The 17,356-nt window shown below is 43.0% G+C and carries 14 protein-coding genes and 1 tRNA gene; 7 read left to right on the top strand and 8 right to left on the bottom strand.

The annotated features are described in order from the left end of the window. The first annotated feature begins 93 nt into the window (after nt 1-93). Together A3729_RS25615 and A3729_RS25610 are read left to right on the top strand one after the other, a co-directional pair. Entirely contained in the window at nt 94-2,232 is a 2,139-nt protein-coding gene (locus tag A3729_RS25615; protein WP_068512703.1) for an adenosylcobalamin-dependent ribonucleoside-diphosphate reductase, read from the top strand. A gap of 60 nt (nt 2,233-2,292) precedes the next feature. After that, nucleotides 2,293-2,994: an NrdJb gene (locus tag A3729_RS25610; protein WP_068512706.1), complete on the top strand. Its 702-nt coding sequence runs from the start codon at nt 2,293-2,295 to the stop codon at nt 2,992-2,994. An 89-nt stretch (nt 2,995-3,083) separates the two neighbouring features. Here the strand turns inward: A3729_RS25610 and pstB are convergent, their stop codons facing one another. From pstB to A3729_RS25585, 5 genes are all read right to left on the bottom strand, one after another. Further along, a complete protein-coding gene (pstB, locus tag A3729_RS25605; protein WP_068512725.1) occupies nt 3,084-3,860 on the bottom strand; it encodes a phosphate ABC transporter ATP-binding protein PstB in 777 nt (258 codons plus the stop codon). Beyond that, nucleotides 3,844-5,019 carry a phosphate ABC transporter permease PstA gene (gene pstA, locus A3729_RS25600; RefSeq protein WP_068512727.1) on the bottom strand — a complete coding sequence of 392 codons (1,176 nt, stop codon included), beginning with the start codon at nt 5,017-5,019 and terminating at the stop codon, nt 3,844-3,846. The genes pstB and pstA overlap by 17 nt, the downstream gene beginning before the upstream one ends. Continuing rightward, the gene (gene pstC, locus A3729_RS25595; RefSeq protein WP_068512730.1) at nt 5,016-5,945 is read right to left on the bottom strand and encodes a phosphate ABC transporter permease subunit PstC; all 930 of its coding nucleotides are present in this window, start codon (nt 5,943-5,945) and stop codon (nt 5,016-5,018) included. Before pstC ends, pstA begins: the two co-directional genes overlap by 4 nt. Before the next feature lie 182 nt (nt 5,946-6,127). Further along, entirely contained in the window at nt 6,128-7,966 is a 1,839-nt protein-coding gene (locus A3729_RS25590; RefSeq protein ID WP_068512729.1) for a hypothetical protein, read from the bottom strand. 15 nt (nt 7,967-7,981) lie between these two features. After that, nucleotides 7,982-9,150, bottom strand: a protein-coding gene (locus tag A3729_RS25585; RefSeq protein ID WP_369808611.1) for an IS3 family transposase whose coding sequence is annotated in 2 segments (ribosomal slippage) — nt 7,982-8,898 and nt 8,898-9,150 — 1,170 coding nt in all. Because the reading frame shifts where the segments join, the coding sequence is not laid out codon by codon here. 241 nt (nt 9,151-9,391) lie between these two features. Between A3729_RS25585 and A3729_RS25575 the strand changes: the two genes are divergently transcribed. Next, the gene (locus A3729_RS25575) at nt 9,392-10,741 is read left to right on the top strand and encodes a DEAD/DEAH box helicase (protein ID WP_068507786.1); all 1,350 of its coding nucleotides are present in this window, start codon (nt 9,392-9,394) and stop codon (nt 10,739-10,741) included. Nucleotides 10,742-10,820: 79 nt separating this feature from the next. Here A3729_RS25575 and A3729_RS25570 read toward each other — a convergent pair whose 3' ends face one another. Beyond that, nucleotides 10,821-11,621, bottom strand: a complete 801-nt coding sequence (locus A3729_RS25570; RefSeq protein WP_068507789.1) for a hypothetical protein — start codon at nt 11,619-11,621, stop codon at nt 10,821-10,823. A 626-nt stretch (nt 11,622-12,247) separates the two neighbouring features. On the opposite strand from A3729_RS25570, the gene A3729_RS25565 reads away from it, so the two are divergent. Next, the gene (locus tag A3729_RS25565; RefSeq protein WP_156490486.1) at nt 12,248-13,537 is read left to right on the top strand and encodes a putative solute-binding protein; all 1,290 of its coding nucleotides are present in this window, start codon (nt 12,248-12,250) and stop codon (nt 13,535-13,537) included. Nucleotides 13,538-13,555: 18 nt separating this feature from the next. Next, on the top strand, nt 13,556-14,566 hold the full coding sequence (locus A3729_RS25560; RefSeq protein ID WP_068507793.1) for a hypothetical protein: 1,011 nt from the start codon (nt 13,556-13,558) through the stop codon (nt 14,564-14,566). A 50-nt stretch (nt 14,567-14,616) separates the two neighbouring features. Here A3729_RS25560 and A3729_RS31870 read toward each other — a convergent pair. After that, nucleotides 14,617-14,688, bottom strand: a tRNA-OTHER gene (locus tag A3729_RS31870). 290 nt (nt 14,689-14,978) lie between these two features. On the opposite strand from A3729_RS31870, the gene A3729_RS25555 reads away from it, so the two are divergent. Together A3729_RS25555 and A3729_RS31865 are read left to right on the top strand one after the other, a co-directional pair. Beyond that, a complete protein-coding gene (locus tag A3729_RS25555; RefSeq protein ID WP_068634422.1) occupies nt 14,979-15,794 on the top strand; it encodes a competence protein CoiA family protein in 816 nt (271 codons plus the stop codon). Nucleotides 15,795-15,990: 196 nt separating this feature from the next. Beyond that, nucleotides 15,991-16,155, top strand: coding sequence for a hypothetical protein (locus tag A3729_RS31865; RefSeq protein WP_156495079.1), 165 nt, complete (start codon nt 15,991-15,993; stop codon nt 16,153-16,155). A 38-nt stretch (nt 16,156-16,193) separates the two neighbouring features. Here the strand turns inward: A3729_RS31865 and A3729_RS25550 are convergent, their stop codons facing one another. Beyond that, the gene (locus A3729_RS25550) at nt 16,194-17,258 is read right to left on the bottom strand and encodes a hypothetical protein (protein WP_068634421.1); all 1,065 of its coding nucleotides are present in this window, start codon (nt 17,256-17,258) and stop codon (nt 16,194-16,196) included. Nucleotides 17,259-17,356: the final 98 nt, after the last annotated feature.

The raw sequence follows: 17,356 nt of genomic DNA, 5'->3' as shown, positions 1-17,356 counted from the left end.
CTATATATAGAAGCGCTAATCAGCATTAACTCAGCCGTTTTAGCCTACTATTAATAACAACTGAAAAAATGATATTCCAGATAGAGGTCATACATGAACGCCAAAGTTGAACCACTTGTCTCTCCATTACCAATGCAAGACGCTTCTCAAGATATCTGGCACACTAAGTACCAGCTAAAAACTAAAACTGGTCAGGCCGTCGATCAAAACATTGACGCTACCTATGAGCGTGTTGCCAAAGCGCTTTCATCTGTAGAAGAAGAGGGCAAAAGAGAAACCGTCTACAACGACTTCAAGTGGGCACTAGAAAACGGCGTTATTCCAGCCGGCCGAATCATGTCTAATGCCGGCGCAGGCGAGCATAAGCCGGCAACATCAACCATTAACTGTACTGTCTCGGGTACTGTGTTCGATTCAATGGATGATATCTTGCTCAAAAACCATGAAGCAGGCCTAACTCTTAAAGCTGGTTGCGGTATTGGTTATGAGTTTTCAACGCTACGCCCTAAAGGTGCTTACGTTGCTGGTGCAGGTGCAACCACTTCAGGCCCTCTATCTTTCATGGATATCTTTGACAAGATGTGCTTCACCGTTTCATCTGCTGGTGGGCGTCGTGGTGCGCAAATGGCGACCTTTGATGTACACCACCCTGACGTTCTGGACTTCGTACGTGCAAAACGTGAAGACGGCCGACTACGTCAGTTCAATCTTTCATTACTAATTACCGAAGACTTCATTAAAGCGGTTCAGAATGACGCTGACTGGCAGCTATCCTTCCCTGTTACTGCTGAAGAAGTTGAAGAAGACAATCTTGACCTAAGTGATGAGAGCCAATTCGTATTTCGTAGCTTCCCAGTTAAAACAAGCTATATTACTAATGATGAAGGTCAGGTAGCGTGTCGCATTTATAACACTGTAAAAGCGAAGTACATCTGGGACAGCATCATGACGTCTACCTATGACTTCGCTGAGCCAGGCTTTATCCTTATCGATAAAGTTAACGAGATGAACAACAACTGGTATTGTGAAAACATTCGCGCAACCAACCCATGCGGCGAGCAACCTCTACCACCTTATGGCAGCTGCTTGCTAGGCTCGGTGAACCTGACCAAATTTGTTGAGCGTCCATTTACTGACAAAGCCTTTTTTAACTTCGAAAAGTATAAAAAAGCTGTGGGCATCTTTACGCGCATGCTTGATAACGTTGTCGAGATCAACGGCCTTCCGCTAATTGGCCAGCGTAACGAAATTAACTTCAAGCGCCGTCACGGTATGGGAATTCTGGGTCTTGGCTCTACCTGCACCATGCTTAAGATGGCTTATGGCTCACCTGAGTCAATCGAGTTTACTGAAAAGGTAAACCGTGAGATGTCTATTGAAGGCTGGAAACAAGGCCTAGCGCTTTCAGAAGAAAAAGGCCCTGCGCCAATCATGGAAGAGACCTTCATCGTTGATGAGGAGATGCTTCTTAAACGCCCTGAAATGAGAGCTGAAGGCTACCAGGTTGGCGATGAAGTAAAAGGTAAAGTACTTCACGCAAAATACAGCCGTTACATGCAGAAAGTTGGTGAGCATGAGCCGGAACTAATCGAAAAATTAGCCGAACAAGGTGCTCGTTTTACTCACCACACTTCTATCGCACCAACGGGTACCATTTCGCTTTCACTTGCCAATAACGCAAGTAATGGTATTGAGCCTAGTTTTGCTCATCACTATTCACGAAACATTATTCGTGAAGGCAAGAAGACGAAAGAAAAAGTAGACGTATTCTCATACGAGCTTCTCGCTTACCGTCATTTCGTCAATGCTGATGCAATGCCGTTTTCTACTGACCCGAAGACACAATTACCTGATTACTTTATCTCGGCAGATGACGTAACGCCTAAGCAACATGTAGACATTCAGGCGGCAGCTCAACAGTGGGTTGACTCGTCAATCTCGAAGACTGCAAATATTCCTACAGAGTTCCCATATGAGGAATTCAAGGATATCTACATGTACGCGTACGAGAAAGGCTTGAAGGGATGCACAACTTTCCGCTTTAACCCTGAAGCATTCCAGGGCGTATTGGTGAAAGAGTCTGATCTTGAGAACACCATCTACGAATTTACGCTAGAAGATGGTACAAAAGTAAAAGCGAAAGGTAACGAAGAAATAGAATACGACGGTGAAATTCATTCAGCAGCGAACTTATTCGACGCATTGAAAGAAGGTACCTACGGAAAATACTAGACATAGTGAGCAATACACTAAGCACCCTTCACTATGTAGCAGATTGATAGGTAAAAAATTATGGCAATTAAAATTGAAAAGAAAATCGTCGGTTATCAAGTAGACAACTCCGGTGATAAAGCGCATGTTGTAGACAACACGCCAAAGGTTGTTCCAGTAGAGATGAATGAGTCGATTAAACGACCAGACTATCTTCTCGGCTCAACTTATAAAATTAAACCACCCGTATCTGAGCATGCGTTATATATTACTATTAACGACATCATTCTTAATGAAGATACTGACCACGAAATTAGACGACCTTATGAAGTCTTCATTAATTCTAAGTCGATGGAACACTATCAGTGGGTAATCGCTTTAACTCGCGTTATCTCTGCCGTCTTCCGTAAAGGTGGCGACATCACCTTCATGATCGAAGAGCTATCTTCAGTTTATGACCCGAACGGTGGTTACTACAAGAAAGGTGGCGTCTATATGCCATCATTAGTAGCCGAGATTAGCTCTGTAGTCGAGAAGCACATGAAGACTATCGGTCTAATCAAGTCTGAAGAAATGAGCGATCATACAAAGCAGATTCTTGCTGAAAAGAAAGCCCAGTTCGAAAAGGAAGGCAGCGCTACTCACGTTAACACTGAAGAGCCACCTGAAGATAACCCATTCCCTGCTAACGCGACGCTTTGTAAGAAGTGCCACAATAAGTCGGTGATCGTTATGGATGGTTGCCAGACTTGCTTGAACTGCGGTGATAGCAAGTGCGGCTAGTGCTTTCTAGCTAAATAAGCTAAACGAAAAAGGCCAAGTAAATATTTTACTTGGCCTTTTTTGCATTTATGCGGCGCTATTTCTAACAGTTAGCCAAACCGCCCACCGATATAATCCTGCGTTACCTGATTACTTGGCGATTCAAAAACTTTTGTCGTTTGGTCAAACTCCATTAGCTTCCCTAGGTGGAAGTGAGCAGTCATGTCGGCAGTACGATGTGCTTGTTGCATGTTATGCGTCACAATTACAATCGTGTAACTTTTCTTTAGCTCAAGCATTAGCTCTTCGATTTTTTGTGTCGAGATCGGGTCGAGTGCTGAGGTAGGTTCGTCCATTAGTATAACGTCAGGCTTAACCGCTATCGTTCGGGCAATACAAAGTCTTTGTTGCTGACCACCTGACAAACTCGTACCAGGGGAATGCAGTTTGTCTTTAACTTCATTCCACAGACCTGCCGATATAAGAGAACGCTCAACTAAGTCATCACATTCGGTACTACCCTTTTTAACCTGGCTATGCTTAATTGGTCCGTAAGCAACATTCTCGTAGATAGACTTTGGGAAAGGGTTTGGCTGCTGAAACACCATTCCTACACGCTTTCTTACCGAAACTTCGTCTACGTCTTTGTCATATATATTCTTACCATCAATGACTACTCTTCCGGCAATATCAACGATGTCGATCAGGTCATTCATTCTGTTTAGGCAGCGCAAAAATGTCGATTTACCGCAACCCGAAGGCCCGATCAAGGCCGTAATATTATTCTCTGGCACCTGCATATTGATACCATGTAAAGCATGGTGATCACCATAGTGAAGGTTTAAGTCTTCAGCGACGATCTTTATGTTATTACCACTTGATTTCATACTTCTTCCTTAGGTAAATAGCTGCAGCGTTCAGTGTGATTAATATCGACAGTATGACAACAATGCCCGCTGCTGTTTTTTCTACATATGCACGTTCAGGCATACCCGCCCACGTAAAGATCTGGGCCGGCAGTACCGTCGCAGCCTCCATGATCGACGAAGGTGAATCTGGGATGAATGCAATCATTCCAATAATGATTAATGGAGCGGTTTCCCCCATGGCTTGCGCCATGCCAATTATCGTACCGGTCAAGATGCCTGGTAGCGCAATGGGTAGAACGTGGTCTTTGACAACTTGAATTTTGTTAAGGCCCAAACCATAACCTGCATGGCGAATTGACTCGGGTACACTTCTGAGTGCAGCACGAGAACTGACAATAATAATTGGTAATGTCATTAGCGCTAAAGTGATACCGCCCACTAATGGCGAGCTTCTTGGCAGACCAAATAAATTAATAAATACTGATAAGCCTAGTAGGCCGAATAATATTGAAGGAATAGCCGCGAGGTTGTTTATATTCACTTCAACAAAACGGGTAAAGCGGTTGTCGGATGCAAACTCTTCCAGGTAAATTGCCGTCATCACACCAATCGGGAAAGCAAAGGCCATTGTTACTAACAAGGTCAGTACCGAGCCTACGATGGCAGACAGTATCCCGGCATTCTCTGGCATTTTAGAGTCACCCTTACTGAAGAAAACACTATTCCAGCGTAATTCTAACTTACCTTCTTCTTTCAACTTATCGACTAGGGCAAGCTGCTTTTCTTTCAGGTTATAGTGATGACCTTTTAAATACTGGTCAACCTGGTCATCAGCCAATGCCCACATTGTTTGGCTTGTACCCATCAATTCAGGCTGGTCTCGCATGGTTTTTGTTAACGTACGTAGCCAAGCCCTACTTACAATTTTGCGATAACCTTTTGGAATGGCGCGACGCGTGGACTTAGCATTTCGCTCAGAAAACTCTACTTCAACTTGCACATAAGCTTGCTTCACAGCAGGCGCAGCAGTACTAAGGATATCGACCATGAAGAAGATCAGAAACGACAGAGTAAATACGACGGAGCTCTTTGCGAAAAGTTTGAAAAATCGCGAGGCACGATGCCGTTTACTTAAGGTCGGGTCGTAAAAAGGGTTAGAATTCTGTTTTGAAGTCATAGCCTGCTTATCTTGTATTTTTCTTTAAACTTACGGATTTGGGACAACGAGACCATATTGAGAATCAATGTGATCACAAATAAGACCAAGCCTAAGGCAAAAGCCGAAAGCGTTTGCGGTGAGTCAAAGGCGTGATCCCCGACAAGGGAGTCAACAATTCTCACTGTTACGGTGGTCATATCTTCTAAAGGGTTCCACGACAAATTTGGTCTAAGACCGGCAGCCATAACCACAATCATGGTTTCACCAATCGCTTTAGCAAAGCCAAGCAAACAGGCTGAGATAATACCCGGAAGCGCAGAGGGTAAAACTATATTTTTGATCGTCTCGCTTTGCGTCATACCTAACGCATAGGCGGCATTGCGTTGACTGCTTGGTACAGCACGAAGTACGTCATCACTCAAGGATGAAATGACCGGAATAATCATAACGCCCATCACCAAGCCGCTTGCTAGTGCGCTGTTAAAAGCAGCATCGACACCAAACTGTTCTGCTATTGCCACGATAGCTGGAGCCACTGTCAACGCAGCAAAGAAGCCATAAACGACAGTCGGGATACCCGCCAGAATTTCGAGCAAGGGCTTCAATATTTTTCGCTGAGCTGATGAGGCATATTCACTCATATAAATCGCATTACCCAAGCCAATGGGTATCGATACCGCTAACGCAATAATTGTGATCATGAAGGTACCGGCGAAAATCGGTACTGCACCGAAGGAGCTTTCTCCATGGCTCATGTGCCACTCGGTACCTGTAATAAAATACCAAAGGCTTTTTAATTGAAAGAACTCTAACGCCTGGAACAGGATAGAAAACAAAATACCAATAGTTGTAACAATGGCAATTGCGGCTGAGATCGCGAGAGTTGCAGTAATACAACGTTCTTTAATAAGGGTTGAACGCTTTTTGGATTCAACTTGAAACAAATCTATACTTCCATTATTTAAGAGCCGAATAACTGAGTGGCTAAATTTATACCTACAAAATAAAAAGCCCACTACACAGCGGGCCTTTTGATTTATTTAAGTCCAACTACTTCCTTGTAGTTAGACTTAACATCCCTGTCATTAAACTTCCTAAGACCTTACACTTTTAGACTTAAGCGGGATTATTCAGCCCAGCTCGCATCGTACTCAGTGATAGTCAAAGAGGTATCATCGTCTGTATAAAGCGTGCTACCAGCATCTACAGTGAAGCGAGCTTCAGAACCTGCAGTGAACAGGTCAGCACTAGCGTTTACATTGTTCTTAATCGCTAGACCTGCACCTGTTACCGTTGCGCGAGTATCAGTATCAACACCAGTGTCACTTACACGGATCGCCTCAACGTCTGCATCTGATGAAGACTCAACCAAAATTTGAACATTGTTGAACACGTAGTCTGTACCTTCGCGCAAGCGAACTGCACGACCAACTGACTTCAAGATTGCGTTTTCAAGAGTAGGTTGCGCTTTAGGGTCACCATCAGTAGAGGTGCTGTGACTATCTGCTTCAATTACACGTGAACCAGTTTCGTCATCAACGATGTTCTGCTCAGCATAAACGTTTGAAAGTGTACCGATATAACCTTGGTCGGTATCGATTGAATCGTCACCAGCGTTGTAGATATACAAACCGTCGACGCTTACTGTACCGCCCCAAAGCTCGATACCATCATCCGCAGAACCAATGATTGCGATGTTCTCGATAGTTGTACCTGAACCTACAGAACCAAGAGAAAGACCGTTAAGCTCTTTGTCTTTTTCTACTTCATAACCAGAGTATTTGATCGCAACGTAAGTCAGTGTTCCACTGTTATCGTCCGCAATCGTTACACCAGCGTCAGGACCATAAGACTGAGTACCAGCTTCATAAGTACGCTCGCCTTTGTTGTTGGTAGATTGACCAAGGATAGTCAAGCCACCCCATTGACCCTGCTCGTCACCAGTATTAAGACCAGCAACGTCTTGAGCAGACGTAAAGATGATTGGGTTTGACTCTGTACCTTGAGCATCAATCATTGCACCACGGTTTATCGCTAGGTAAGAGTTACCTGAAGCACCGAAAAGTGTTGTTCCAGCTTCAATAGTAAGCGTAACACCGTCAACAACATTCACTTCACCAGTGATTGCATACAAGCTATCGCTAGTTAGTGTTGTATCGCTTGTGATGTCGCCACTAATAACTGAAACAGCCTGATCGTTAACCTCTGCCAATGCCCATTCGAAGATGCTCAAATCAACACCAGTTACAGCGTTGTCAGCATCAACTTCTGCAGCAAATGCTACACCAGAAGAGTCTAGATATGTTTCGTCAACCATATCACCAGAAACACCGACTGTTTCATGTACATCACCAAGTGCACGGAAAATTTCACGTGTACCTTCGTCACGATAGATACCCTTACCACTAGTGATGATACCGTCAGCACCGATGTCGCCTGTTACAGCATCATCAATCACTAACTCAACTGCGTCATTCTTGATCGCGATACCAGCACCTGCTGTTTCAATTTCATCGCCAGTTACAGCAGTATCACTTACACGGATTGCTGCGATGTCTGCAATGTAATCAGCTTCAGTGTACTCTTCAGTACCACCTTCACCGTCATCAACCTGTGTCCCAATTAGTGATGCATCAGCACTTGAAGACTTAACATTAACTTGTACGTTGTTAAATACGTAGCCTGTACCTTCACGAAGACGAATAGCGCGACCGATTGTATCTAGTGTTGCATTTTCAAGCGTTGGCTTAGCAATTGGTGTGCCTGCATCGTCAGTGCTGTGCGAGTCAGCTTCGATTGCACGTGAGTCAATCTCATCATCAACAACAACTTGCTGAACGTAAACGTTTGAAAGAGTGCCGATATAACCCTGGTCAGTATCGATTGAATCATCACCTGCGTTGTAGATGTACAGACCATCAACATCAACCGTACCACCCCAAAGCTCAATGACGTGGTCTAGCATTTTTGACCAACCCAGTTAAGATACTTTTTTCATTTCAATTGCCTGAGCTTCGTATTCATTCGGGCTCATGTAGCCCAAGTAAGAATGCAGCCGCCGACTGTTATAAAACATGGATATGTAATCCAAAATATCCTGCTGTGCCTCATAGCGAGTTTGGTAACTTCGCCATTGCACGCGCTCTTGCTTCAGGCTTCCAAAGAAGCTTTCTACTACCGCATTATCCCAACAGTCGCCACGCCGACTCATGCTTCCTTGGATGCCGTGTTGATCCAATAACCTTCTAAAGGCATCACTCGCATATTGAGAGCCACGATCCGAATGATGAATCAAGCCTGCTTTCGGTCGCCGCTGCCAAATTGCCATGGTAAGCGCATCGCAAACCAGACTCGCTTTCATGCGTGAACTCATGCTCCAGCCAACAACCTTCCGTGAAAACAAGTCAATCACGACAGCTAGGTACAGCCAACCCTCTTGAGTCCAGATATATGTAATATCCGCGACGTATGCCTGATTAGGTTGAACAACATCAAACTCTCGCTTTAAGCGATTTGGATAAACAGGCTTCTTATGATTGCTATTAGTGGTCACTTTAAATTTCTTCTTGTGGCGCACCTTCACACCAGCCTCATTCATCAGTTTTTTTGTTTTAGCTCGACTTACTGGATAACCCAAAATGTTCAATGCTTTCTTCATCCTGCGCTCTCCATAAGTGTGGTCGCTGGACTCTGCTATATCCGTTATCCAATCAAGCATTTCCTGATGATCCGGGTCATCTGGTTGACTACGCTTGCGCTTGGCAAAGCTATAATAACTGTTTCGTTTCACTCCAAATAGCTGACACATCAGGTCAACCGGCCAGGTCTTCTTATGTTGAGTGATAAAGTCATACTTCACTTCGTTTCTTTGGCAAAGAAGACCGTCGCCTTTTTTAGTATTTCCTTTTCTATTTCAAGGCGCTTAACCTGCGCCTTAAGTCTTCTAATTTCTTCTTGCTCTGACGTAAGCTTGCCATTGCCTCTGAAAGCATTGCCTGAATCGTTTTGATATTCTTTTATCCAACGCCCCAGTACCTGTGCGCTAATACCCAGGCTACGGGCTGCCTCTGTCCTAGTGTGGCCTTGATCAAGCACCAGACTAATCGCGTCCAATTTAAATTCTTGGGAATATTTTTTTCGTGTATTCAATTTACCTTCTCCAGTTAGGACGTATTATGTCTTAACTGGACTGGTCATATCTATTAGACCACGTCAGTACCGGGATGGCTCGATCGACAAGATCAATCAGGAGTTTATGCCTTGATTTCTTAAACATCGTGAACAGCTATCGCTCAAAAACAATACTAGCGCCAACCACTAGAATCCTATAAGCTCGCTCTCCTTATTTTGGCTGTATTGTTATTGTACAGCCCCTACAGTTGAGCAGTTTATGAGTTTCGAGTCTTTAGGTCTTTCGCTTCCACTATTAAAAGCTATTGAAGAATTAGGGTATAAAACCCCATCCCCTATACAAGAAAAAGCTATACCTGAAGTACTTGCCGGCCATGACCTTTTAGCAGCAGCACAAACCGGCACAGGGAAAACTGCTGGTTTTACATTGCCCATCCTAGATCGTCTCGTTAAAGGCGAAAAACCAAAAGGTAATCGAGTTCGTGCAGTTATCCTCGCCCCAACCAGAGAACTCGCAGCACAAATTGCCGTAAGTGTTGAGCAGTATTCGAAACACCTTCCTCTACGTTCTTCTGTTGTCTACGGTGGCGTCAAGATTAACCCTCAGATGATGCTGCTACGTAAAGGTCTCGATATACTTGTAGCCACTCCGGGACGTCTTCTCGACCTACACTCTCAAAATGCAGTGAAATTTGAAGACCTCGAAATCCTTGTTCTCGATGAAGCTGACAGAATGCTAGATATGGGCTTTATAAGGGATATTCGGAAAATTATTTCCTTGCTTCCAAAGAACAGGCAAAGCCTATTATTCTCAGCCACCTTTTCAGACGAAATCAAGATGCTCTCAAGAGAGTTTACACATAACCCCGTTGAGGTCTCAGTTAGTCCCAGTAATACAACAGCAAAAACAATTGAGCAGTGGATATACCCAGTCGATAAAAATAGAAAATCAAAACTTTTATGCCAATTGATTAAGGAAGAAAACTGGCAACAAACTTTGGTTTTTTGTCGTACCAAACATGGATCAAACCGCCTAACAAGAGTTCTCGAAGGGGCAGGTATCAAAGCTGCCGCGATTCACGGCAATAAAAGTCAAGGTGCCCGAACTCGAGCCCTACAAGAGTTTAAGTCTGGTGTCATTCAAGTTTTAGTTGCGACTGATATTGCAGCACGCGGCATCGATATAGATCAGCTACCTCAGGTTGTTAACTTTGAGCTACCTCACGTATCTGAAGATTACGTGCACAGAATAGGTAGAACCGGCCGCGCGGGGTCGGATGGTTTAGCGATATCTTTGGTTTGTGCCGATGAATTTAAAGAACTCAAAGGTATTGAACGGTTAACTAAACAAGTGATTCAACGTAGAACGGTCGAAGGCTTCGAACCTGTGCACTCCCTACCCGAATCCCAGCTAGATACTCGTCCGATCAAAGCAAAAAAGCCCAAGAAACCCAAAAAGCCAAAAGCCGAGCAGCACGGCAATCAGGCGAAGACCGACTCCGATAAAAATAAGCCTAGAAGAGCAAAAAGACGCCCTACTCAAAAGCAATCCCGCGGAAATCAGTCAAGCAGCCAGTCAAGTAACAAGGATATATGGAAACAAAAGTAGCCGTAGCCACTAAGAATTGTTTTGAAAGAACTTAAAAAGCTCAGATCCAGGTAATCTGAGCTTTATTGAAAAAAGACGATTAGATTGTTACAGAAATAGAGTCGGATAAGTCGCTTTCGAGGCCGTCAGTATCTACAACGGTAATTGCAAAATGATAATCACCATCGGCCAGCTCAGTAACAATATATGAGGTATCTAGACCATCGACCTCATGAACAGTATCAACCTCACCGTTACCAGCAACTTGATAGATTCTAAAGCCCTGTATTTCGTAAACTTCGAAATCTGAACCATCTGCTCGCTGACTTGGATAAGCCCAGCTAAATTCTATAGCGCCGAGAGACGCTTCTTGCTCCTGCCCGTCAGTAGCGTCAGAAGAACCTTCGTTGTCACTACCGCTAGAATCACTCGACCCGCTTTGACTTTCCCCACTGCCCGCTTGCTGGTCGTCAGAGCCACTGTCATCTTGTCCACCGACTACTGAGCCGCCAGTATCTCCAGCATCGCTTGAATTATCTGAAGAATCGTTGGAAGCCTCTTCACTGTTCCCCTGAGCCTCTTGCCCACCAGGCTCTTCAACTTGCTGAATTTCTACAGGTTCTTCGTCAGAGGTCGCTGCTGAGCCACAACCAACCAAAGCCAAGGGAGATAAACTAATAATCGAAGAAACAATGGCGCTACGTAATTTACTCTGTACTTTAAGAGCTTGGTCAATCTGTCTACGACTCAACCAGCCTTTATCGACGAGAATCTGACCCAAGGGCAGATCAGTGCCTTGCTGAGAAGCAATTGCTTCATTCAACTGCGTTTCGTTTATTAGGCCTTTATCTAAAAGAATATCACCTAGACGCGTTTTTTCTGTTTGTTGAGTCGCGTACATATTTTTACCCGCCTATCATCATTTTCTCTCGCACGAACCTGTATTCCAACTACTTAAAGACAAGCTAAATCACCATAGCGATTGTCTAAAGCTTGCAACAAACTGCGGGAGTAATACGTGAACCAATGTTGCGTAATGTTTCTATTAATATAGATGAGAACATAGCTTTATCAACACGACCAGTAAATTGAGCATATATTGTACAATATTTTACAATTCGACAATAAAACGAAACATCTGGATTTTCTATATAATTGCAAAAGCATGGACGTTGATAGCAATTCAAGCCTTTCTGCCCCTAATTATAATTTTTGTTATCTGATTCACCCTATCTAGCCAAGGACTATGATAGGCTTTGCCAGCAAAAAATAATGCACCACAATACGCTCTAAACAAGGATGAATACGAATGACTACTCGACTATTTAGTCATTTCACTGGCCAGCTTTTTTTCAACAGCCACATGAATTCATATATATACCGCCCAGCTCTTCAGCAGAGGTGTGCTGTATGAAGCTCTTCTCTATATTTCTTTGCATCTTGATAAGCCTGTTCAGTAGCTCTGCTTTTTCTTTAGAATCTAAAACGTTCTGCGTTTGGGATCCTGTTGGCCGAAGTGGCCCAGTGATGACATTTTATTCCGACGTTATTCCACGAGCTCAAGCCTGGGGATTAAAGCTCAAATTTGTCGCCTACACCGAAGAAACCGATGTTGTTAAGCAATTTAAGGCTGGCAACTGCGAGGCTGCCGTTCTTACGAGCATCCTGTCGCGCCAGTTTGTTAAGTTTGCCGGCACAATGGACGCAATTGGAGCAATTAACTCAGAGAAAGGGCTTGAGCTTGCTATCGCTACGCTAAGCCGCTCTAGGGCTGGCAAGCTGATGATCGAAAACAATTATGAGGTTGTAACAACCTTCCCTGTTGGTTCGATGTATGCCTTTGTTAAAGACCGCTCGATTGACACAATTGACGAATTTTCTGGTCAAAAGATTGCGATTTTGAATAATGATCCGCAAATGTATAAATTTGCAAGTTTATCTAAGTCCAAACCTGTCACGGTAACACTATCAAACTTTGCAGATAAATTTAAAACCGGCGAAGTTGATATTGTGATCATGCCCGCTCTTGCCTACAACACCTTTGAGCTTTACGAGGGTCTTGCAGATAAAGGAGGAATTATTGATTACCGGCTATATTACGGAATGCTTCAAACCATTGCTCGTCGTGATCAGTTCCCTGAGGATTTCGGGAATAAAATGCGAAACTACATGCTGACACGAATGAAAGCGATGAACAAAATGGTAGTTGATGCCGAAGAGGAAATCCCCAAGCACTACTGGATTAAAACTAATCAATTCGTAAAGGATGAGATTGATCACTTCAGTAAACGCATTAGACTTGCCTTACAAGACGATCAGATCAACAACCCTACCGCACTGAAGTTATTCTGGAAAATTCGCTGCCGTCTAGACCCTTCTCGTGGCGAATGCAAAGCACCGCCCAAGGTGGTTAGCAAACGCGTCAAAAAGAACAACATAGAGAAGCAAAAGGCCCAAGCAGACGCAGCTGCTAAAAAGAAGCTCGAAGCCGAGCGCATCGCTCACGCAAAAAAAGCTGAAGCTGAACGCTTAGCTAAACAAAGAGCAGAAGAAGAGAAGCGGCTTCAAGAGCAAAAAGAACAAGAGCAACGCAAGCTTGAAGAGGAAAAGCAGCTTCTAGCCCAGCAACAGCAAGAACAAGCACGACTTGAGGAAGAGCGCCGTATTGAAGAACAACGAATAGCGCAAGAAAAACTCAAGCTAGAAGAAGAAAAGAAAGCCTTAGAACAAGAACGCATCGTACTTGAACAAGCAAAAAATGAGCTTGAGAAAAAAGAGTCATGGAGTTTATGGGACTTTCTATTTGGCTGGATCTAAGCGGCAATAGAGCAAACGATGAACCGCTCCAAATTAGAAGAAATAACGAAGGCTATCCTGGATAAGTCGTCGCCATATTCATACAAAACAAAAGCCTTAGAGGACTATGCAAAGGTCTGTAGTGATCTTGGCGGTATAACAGCATCTCCTGCCTTCGATGCATGGGCGAGTGATTCATACCTCCCTCAAGGCTTAGCTATTTGCTCGGAAGCAGCAGCTCAGTGCACACTTGATCATCAGCGCAGCATAACCTTCATTCAGGCTGTCAATGCCGCTATAAGCGATACATTAGCCAACTCTATCGATCAGCCAATAAAAATTCTTTACGCTGGCTGCGGGCCCTACGCAACGCTCCTACTACCGCTACTAACTCAGTTTTGCTCTGATGAAATAGAACCATACTTTTTAGATATCCATCAAGAATCGCTTGACAGTGTTGAACGCCTATTACAGGCCTTTGAATTAACGAAGTATTCCAGTCACCTTGTCAACGCTAATGCCTGTGAATACCAGCACCCTGATACACTCGACATTATCATCAGCGAAACAATGCAGAAGTCTCTTGAGCATGAGCCTCAAGTAGAAATAACGGCAAACCTAGCAGACCAACTTAAGCCGCATGGTATATTTATTCCACAATCTATTAATGTGTCTTTAGAGCTTAAGGTTGTGAAGAATAACAGCGCTGATTCTGCAAACGCTACATTCTACCCGGTTGCAAGGTTAATAGACCTAACGCCAAAACACGCAGTTAAATATTGCGCTGAAGCAAAAAACAATAGCTCCAACGCTGAGCTATCCTTTTACTGCTGCAGCTTCACACTCCCCAAACAAAATCTATCAGGTCGCCACTCCCTATTCCAGACAACTACAATACAAGCGTACAAAGATTACATATTGAGCAACGGTGATTGCGACCTATCTCTCCCGAGGCCTTGTTTAGAAATATCGCAATTGAATGGTGAAGCAACTTACGAGGTTAGCTATGCACTTGGAGGCTATCCAAAATTTGTATTTTTAAATCGCTAGAACGATCGCGACATGCCACAACTATAAAAATAAGGAGCGAATAGGGAAATTGGTAGGACTAGGCAGATTCGAACTGCCGACCTCTACCATGTCAAGGGAGAGCAGAAAAACCATTTAATCCTTATTTATCAGTATATTAAACAGATTTCTGATTAGTTTTTAATCTGTCAATTTCGTCATTTTCGACACCTAAAATCAACAACTTACAAACTTGTCACCACTTTTTTTTGCCACGTTTGACCTCTACTCTTTTGACGATTTTAATCGAATTCATGGTAGAGGTCTTCAATATTTCGCTCAATATATTCCCTGAAAAAGATTGTACCTAATCTAGCTTTTTGTCTCTAATTAAAGTCTGATAAAGTGGGTAATTGATGGAGTCTTCAACGCTTAACAAGGATTTAGTAGAAGCATGAACCACATACCTTTCGCTCTAGACAAAAATGGAGAATATGTTGAGGTTGGCAATGTTCCTAAGGGCAAAAACTGCAACTGTTTTTGTCCTAGTTGCGAACAAAGTGTCATCGCCCGCCACGGAAAGAAAAAGGCATGGCACTTCGCTCATGATCCAAACCCCGCAACTCAACCAAAGCGAATTTGCGATCTTTCGTTCGAGTCCTGTTGCAGGCAGTATCTTTCCAAACTGCTGACCAATGGAGCAATATCGACACTCTCCACCCCAGCATTAAATGTTCAGGTTTACGTTGGTGAGCGCGCAGAATTCTCCAAAGCTAAAAAGGTCACTTCACCACACCAGTTTAAAGACCTGCGATTTACTGAGTCGAACTACGCCGACATAAAAACAGAGATTAACGGCTACACGCTTTATCTTTTCTTTTACTACGGTGGTCGTGCCATACCACCAGAACCAGATGACGAAAAAGCAGGTGTAATAGAGGTAGATATTGGTTTCCTAAAGTTCCAGTATGCTAAATTGCCAAGCGAACCTGACCTAATAGCAAAATTGCTAACAGCATTGATCGAAGAAGATAACGATCTAAAAAGCTGGCTCTATCACCCTAATGCCAAGGCTGCCAGACAACATCTTGAATATGAGTTGATAGCAGCCACAAAAAAACAGCTAACAGCTAAAGGCACCTACTCATGTTTGAATTGTAAGCACGAATGGTATGGAACTGAGCATGTTGACCACAAATGCCCAAATTGCGATAAATATCTGTATAGCCGCTTTGAACCATCCGCCTCTATTTCAAATCAGTGTTTTTAAATCTTTAATTACATTCATCCATGGTGCTGCGCCATGAATCAATGGCCGATATTTCGTCAGCCACACGATGAAGAACGGCTCTTGAAAGCAGGTATGTGATAAGTCCTTCGTCGTTGAATGATACCCGCTTAAGAAAGTGGGAAAGCAATAAAATCACGTCATTAGGTGATAGGTATTCCTATGCGGGAAAAAGACAATGGCTACCCACATCGAAGAAGTCTTTGAGTGGCCTGTCAGTATTTTCAGAATTGCTGATCGCAAAGTCTACGATACTGCCCGGCTGGCAGAAACAGATCTCTCCGTTGCATTTTTTCATATTGTTACCTCTTATTTTTATAGTTGGTATCAATACAAGTTATAGAATATTTTTATTGTTTCAAGAGTGCGCGCATTGGATTCTTACGACGACAAGTCCCACCCTTTTTCGGCACGTTTTATATCCGCTTTACTCAATTTAGGTTTTGTAAATCGTCGGTCAGTTTTCTTGCCATTGATATAAACGTAATACGTTGTCTTGAAATTTTTTGTATTATGATCGCAGTGGGCTAAGTAACCACATTCAATCAATTTCTCATGAGCCTCTTTTAAACGCGCAGTTCTATTGTTATCTCTACTAACTGTCTCTAGATTGCAACGCTTAATCAGTCTATCCCTCTCATAATAGTCGAAACTAACCTCCTTACTTGAATCATGCCATGATTCGTAAAGTAGAAATAAAGATCTAGCCGTATCCAAGCCAATACCCGAAAAGAATTTCATGTCTATAGCTCGATGGTGATATAGCTCTTTATCTCTATAAGCCTCGAAAAAATCTTTAGATAACTTAAACTCCAAAAGTCCATCTTTGATTACCTCAACTGACTTGACCAATTCAAACGCGCGGCAGTTCTTCTCAATAGTTGATTCTGGGCAATGTGATGTAAGAGTTATCACTACGCTTTCCAAACGCTTAAAAGCTTTGTCCAGACGCACCAAGAACGATGTGTTATTAACTTTCTTTTCAAAACCCATTTCTTGAATAAAGGCATTAGGAGAAATAATTAAGCTTTGAAATCCAGTCTGATCAATTAAACGCAACAAGGTTGCATAAACAATAAAATCTAGTTTTGAGTTGCACTCAGATCCGTGTATAGCGTATTCAGATTTAAACCCCTTGTTATGTCTTACATCGCCAGTATCTAGAAATTCCTCGGACTCTCTTCCACTTTTAATCGGTCTAAACAAAGTTGATTGCAGCACAACATTTAATATTGGCGCATGGTACTTTGGTAAATCATAATCAACTATCCCATAATCCCCGCTATCCTTCTTCTCGATCAGATCAGCATCATAGTTTTTGCCATAATAAGATTCTTCTGAATTCTGTTTTTCATTAGCTTTTATTGCAGCTAAAAGTTTCTCAACTCTTTCCTCGCTAATATCTTTCTGGAAAAGTTCATCTTCAAATTCATCTTTACTAATCATATGGCACTACTTTCCTAGAAGCTTATTTTTAAAACCAGACAAATTTGTACCTAGTTATTTTACCTAGTTTATATATATAGTTATTATACATAGTTAAA

The organism is Oleiphilus sp. HI0043 (genome assembly GCF_001634935.1).
The sequence above is the reverse complement of the archived record's forward strand: the minus strand, read 5'-3'. Positions and strand labels throughout refer to the sequence as shown.

Bases quoted from the DNA above. Each gene is read 5' to 3' on its own strand.
- A3729_RS25575 (WP_068507786.1), top strand. From the start codon at position 9,392: ATGAGTTTCGAGTCTTTAGGTCTTTCGCTTCCACTATTAAAAGCTATT.
- A3729_RS25555 (WP_068634422.1), top strand. From the start codon at position 14,979: ATGAACCACATACCTTTCGCTCTAGACAAAAATGGAGAATATGTTGAG.
- A3729_RS25550 (WP_068634421.1), bottom strand. From the start codon at position 17,258: ATGATTAGTAAAGATGAATTTGAAGATGAACTTTTCCAGAAAGATATT.
- pstA (WP_068512727.1), bottom strand. From the start codon at position 5,019: ATGACTTCAAAACAGAATTCTAACCCTTTTTACGACCCGACCTTAAGT.
- A3729_RS25610 (WP_068512706.1), top strand. From the start codon at position 2,293: ATGGCAATTAAAATTGAAAAGAAAATCGTCGGTTATCAAGTAGACAAC.
- A3729_RS25560 (WP_068507793.1), top strand. From the start codon at position 13,556: ATGAACCGCTCCAAATTAGAAGAAATAACGAAGGCTATCCTGGATAAG.
- A3729_RS25565 (WP_156490486.1), top strand. From the start codon at position 12,248: ATGACATTTTATTCCGACGTTATTCCACGAGCTCAAGCCTGGGGATTA.
- A3729_RS31865 (WP_156495079.1), top strand. From the start codon at position 15,991: ATGGCTACCCACATCGAAGAAGTCTTTGAGTGGCCTGTCAGTATTTTC.
- A3729_RS25590 (WP_068512729.1), bottom strand. From the start codon at position 7,966: ATGCTAGACCACGTCATTGAGCTTTGGGGTGGTACGGTTGATGTTGAT.
- A3729_RS25570 (WP_068507789.1), bottom strand. From the start codon at position 11,621: ATGTACGCGACTCAACAAACAGAAAAAACGCGTCTAGGTGATATTCTT.
- pstB (WP_068512725.1), bottom strand. From the start codon at position 3,860: ATGAAATCAAGTGGTAATAACATAAAGATCGTCGCTGAAGACTTAAAC.
- A3729_RS25615 (WP_068512703.1), top strand. From the start codon at position 94: ATGAACGCCAAAGTTGAACCACTTGTCTCTCCATTACCAATGCAAGAC.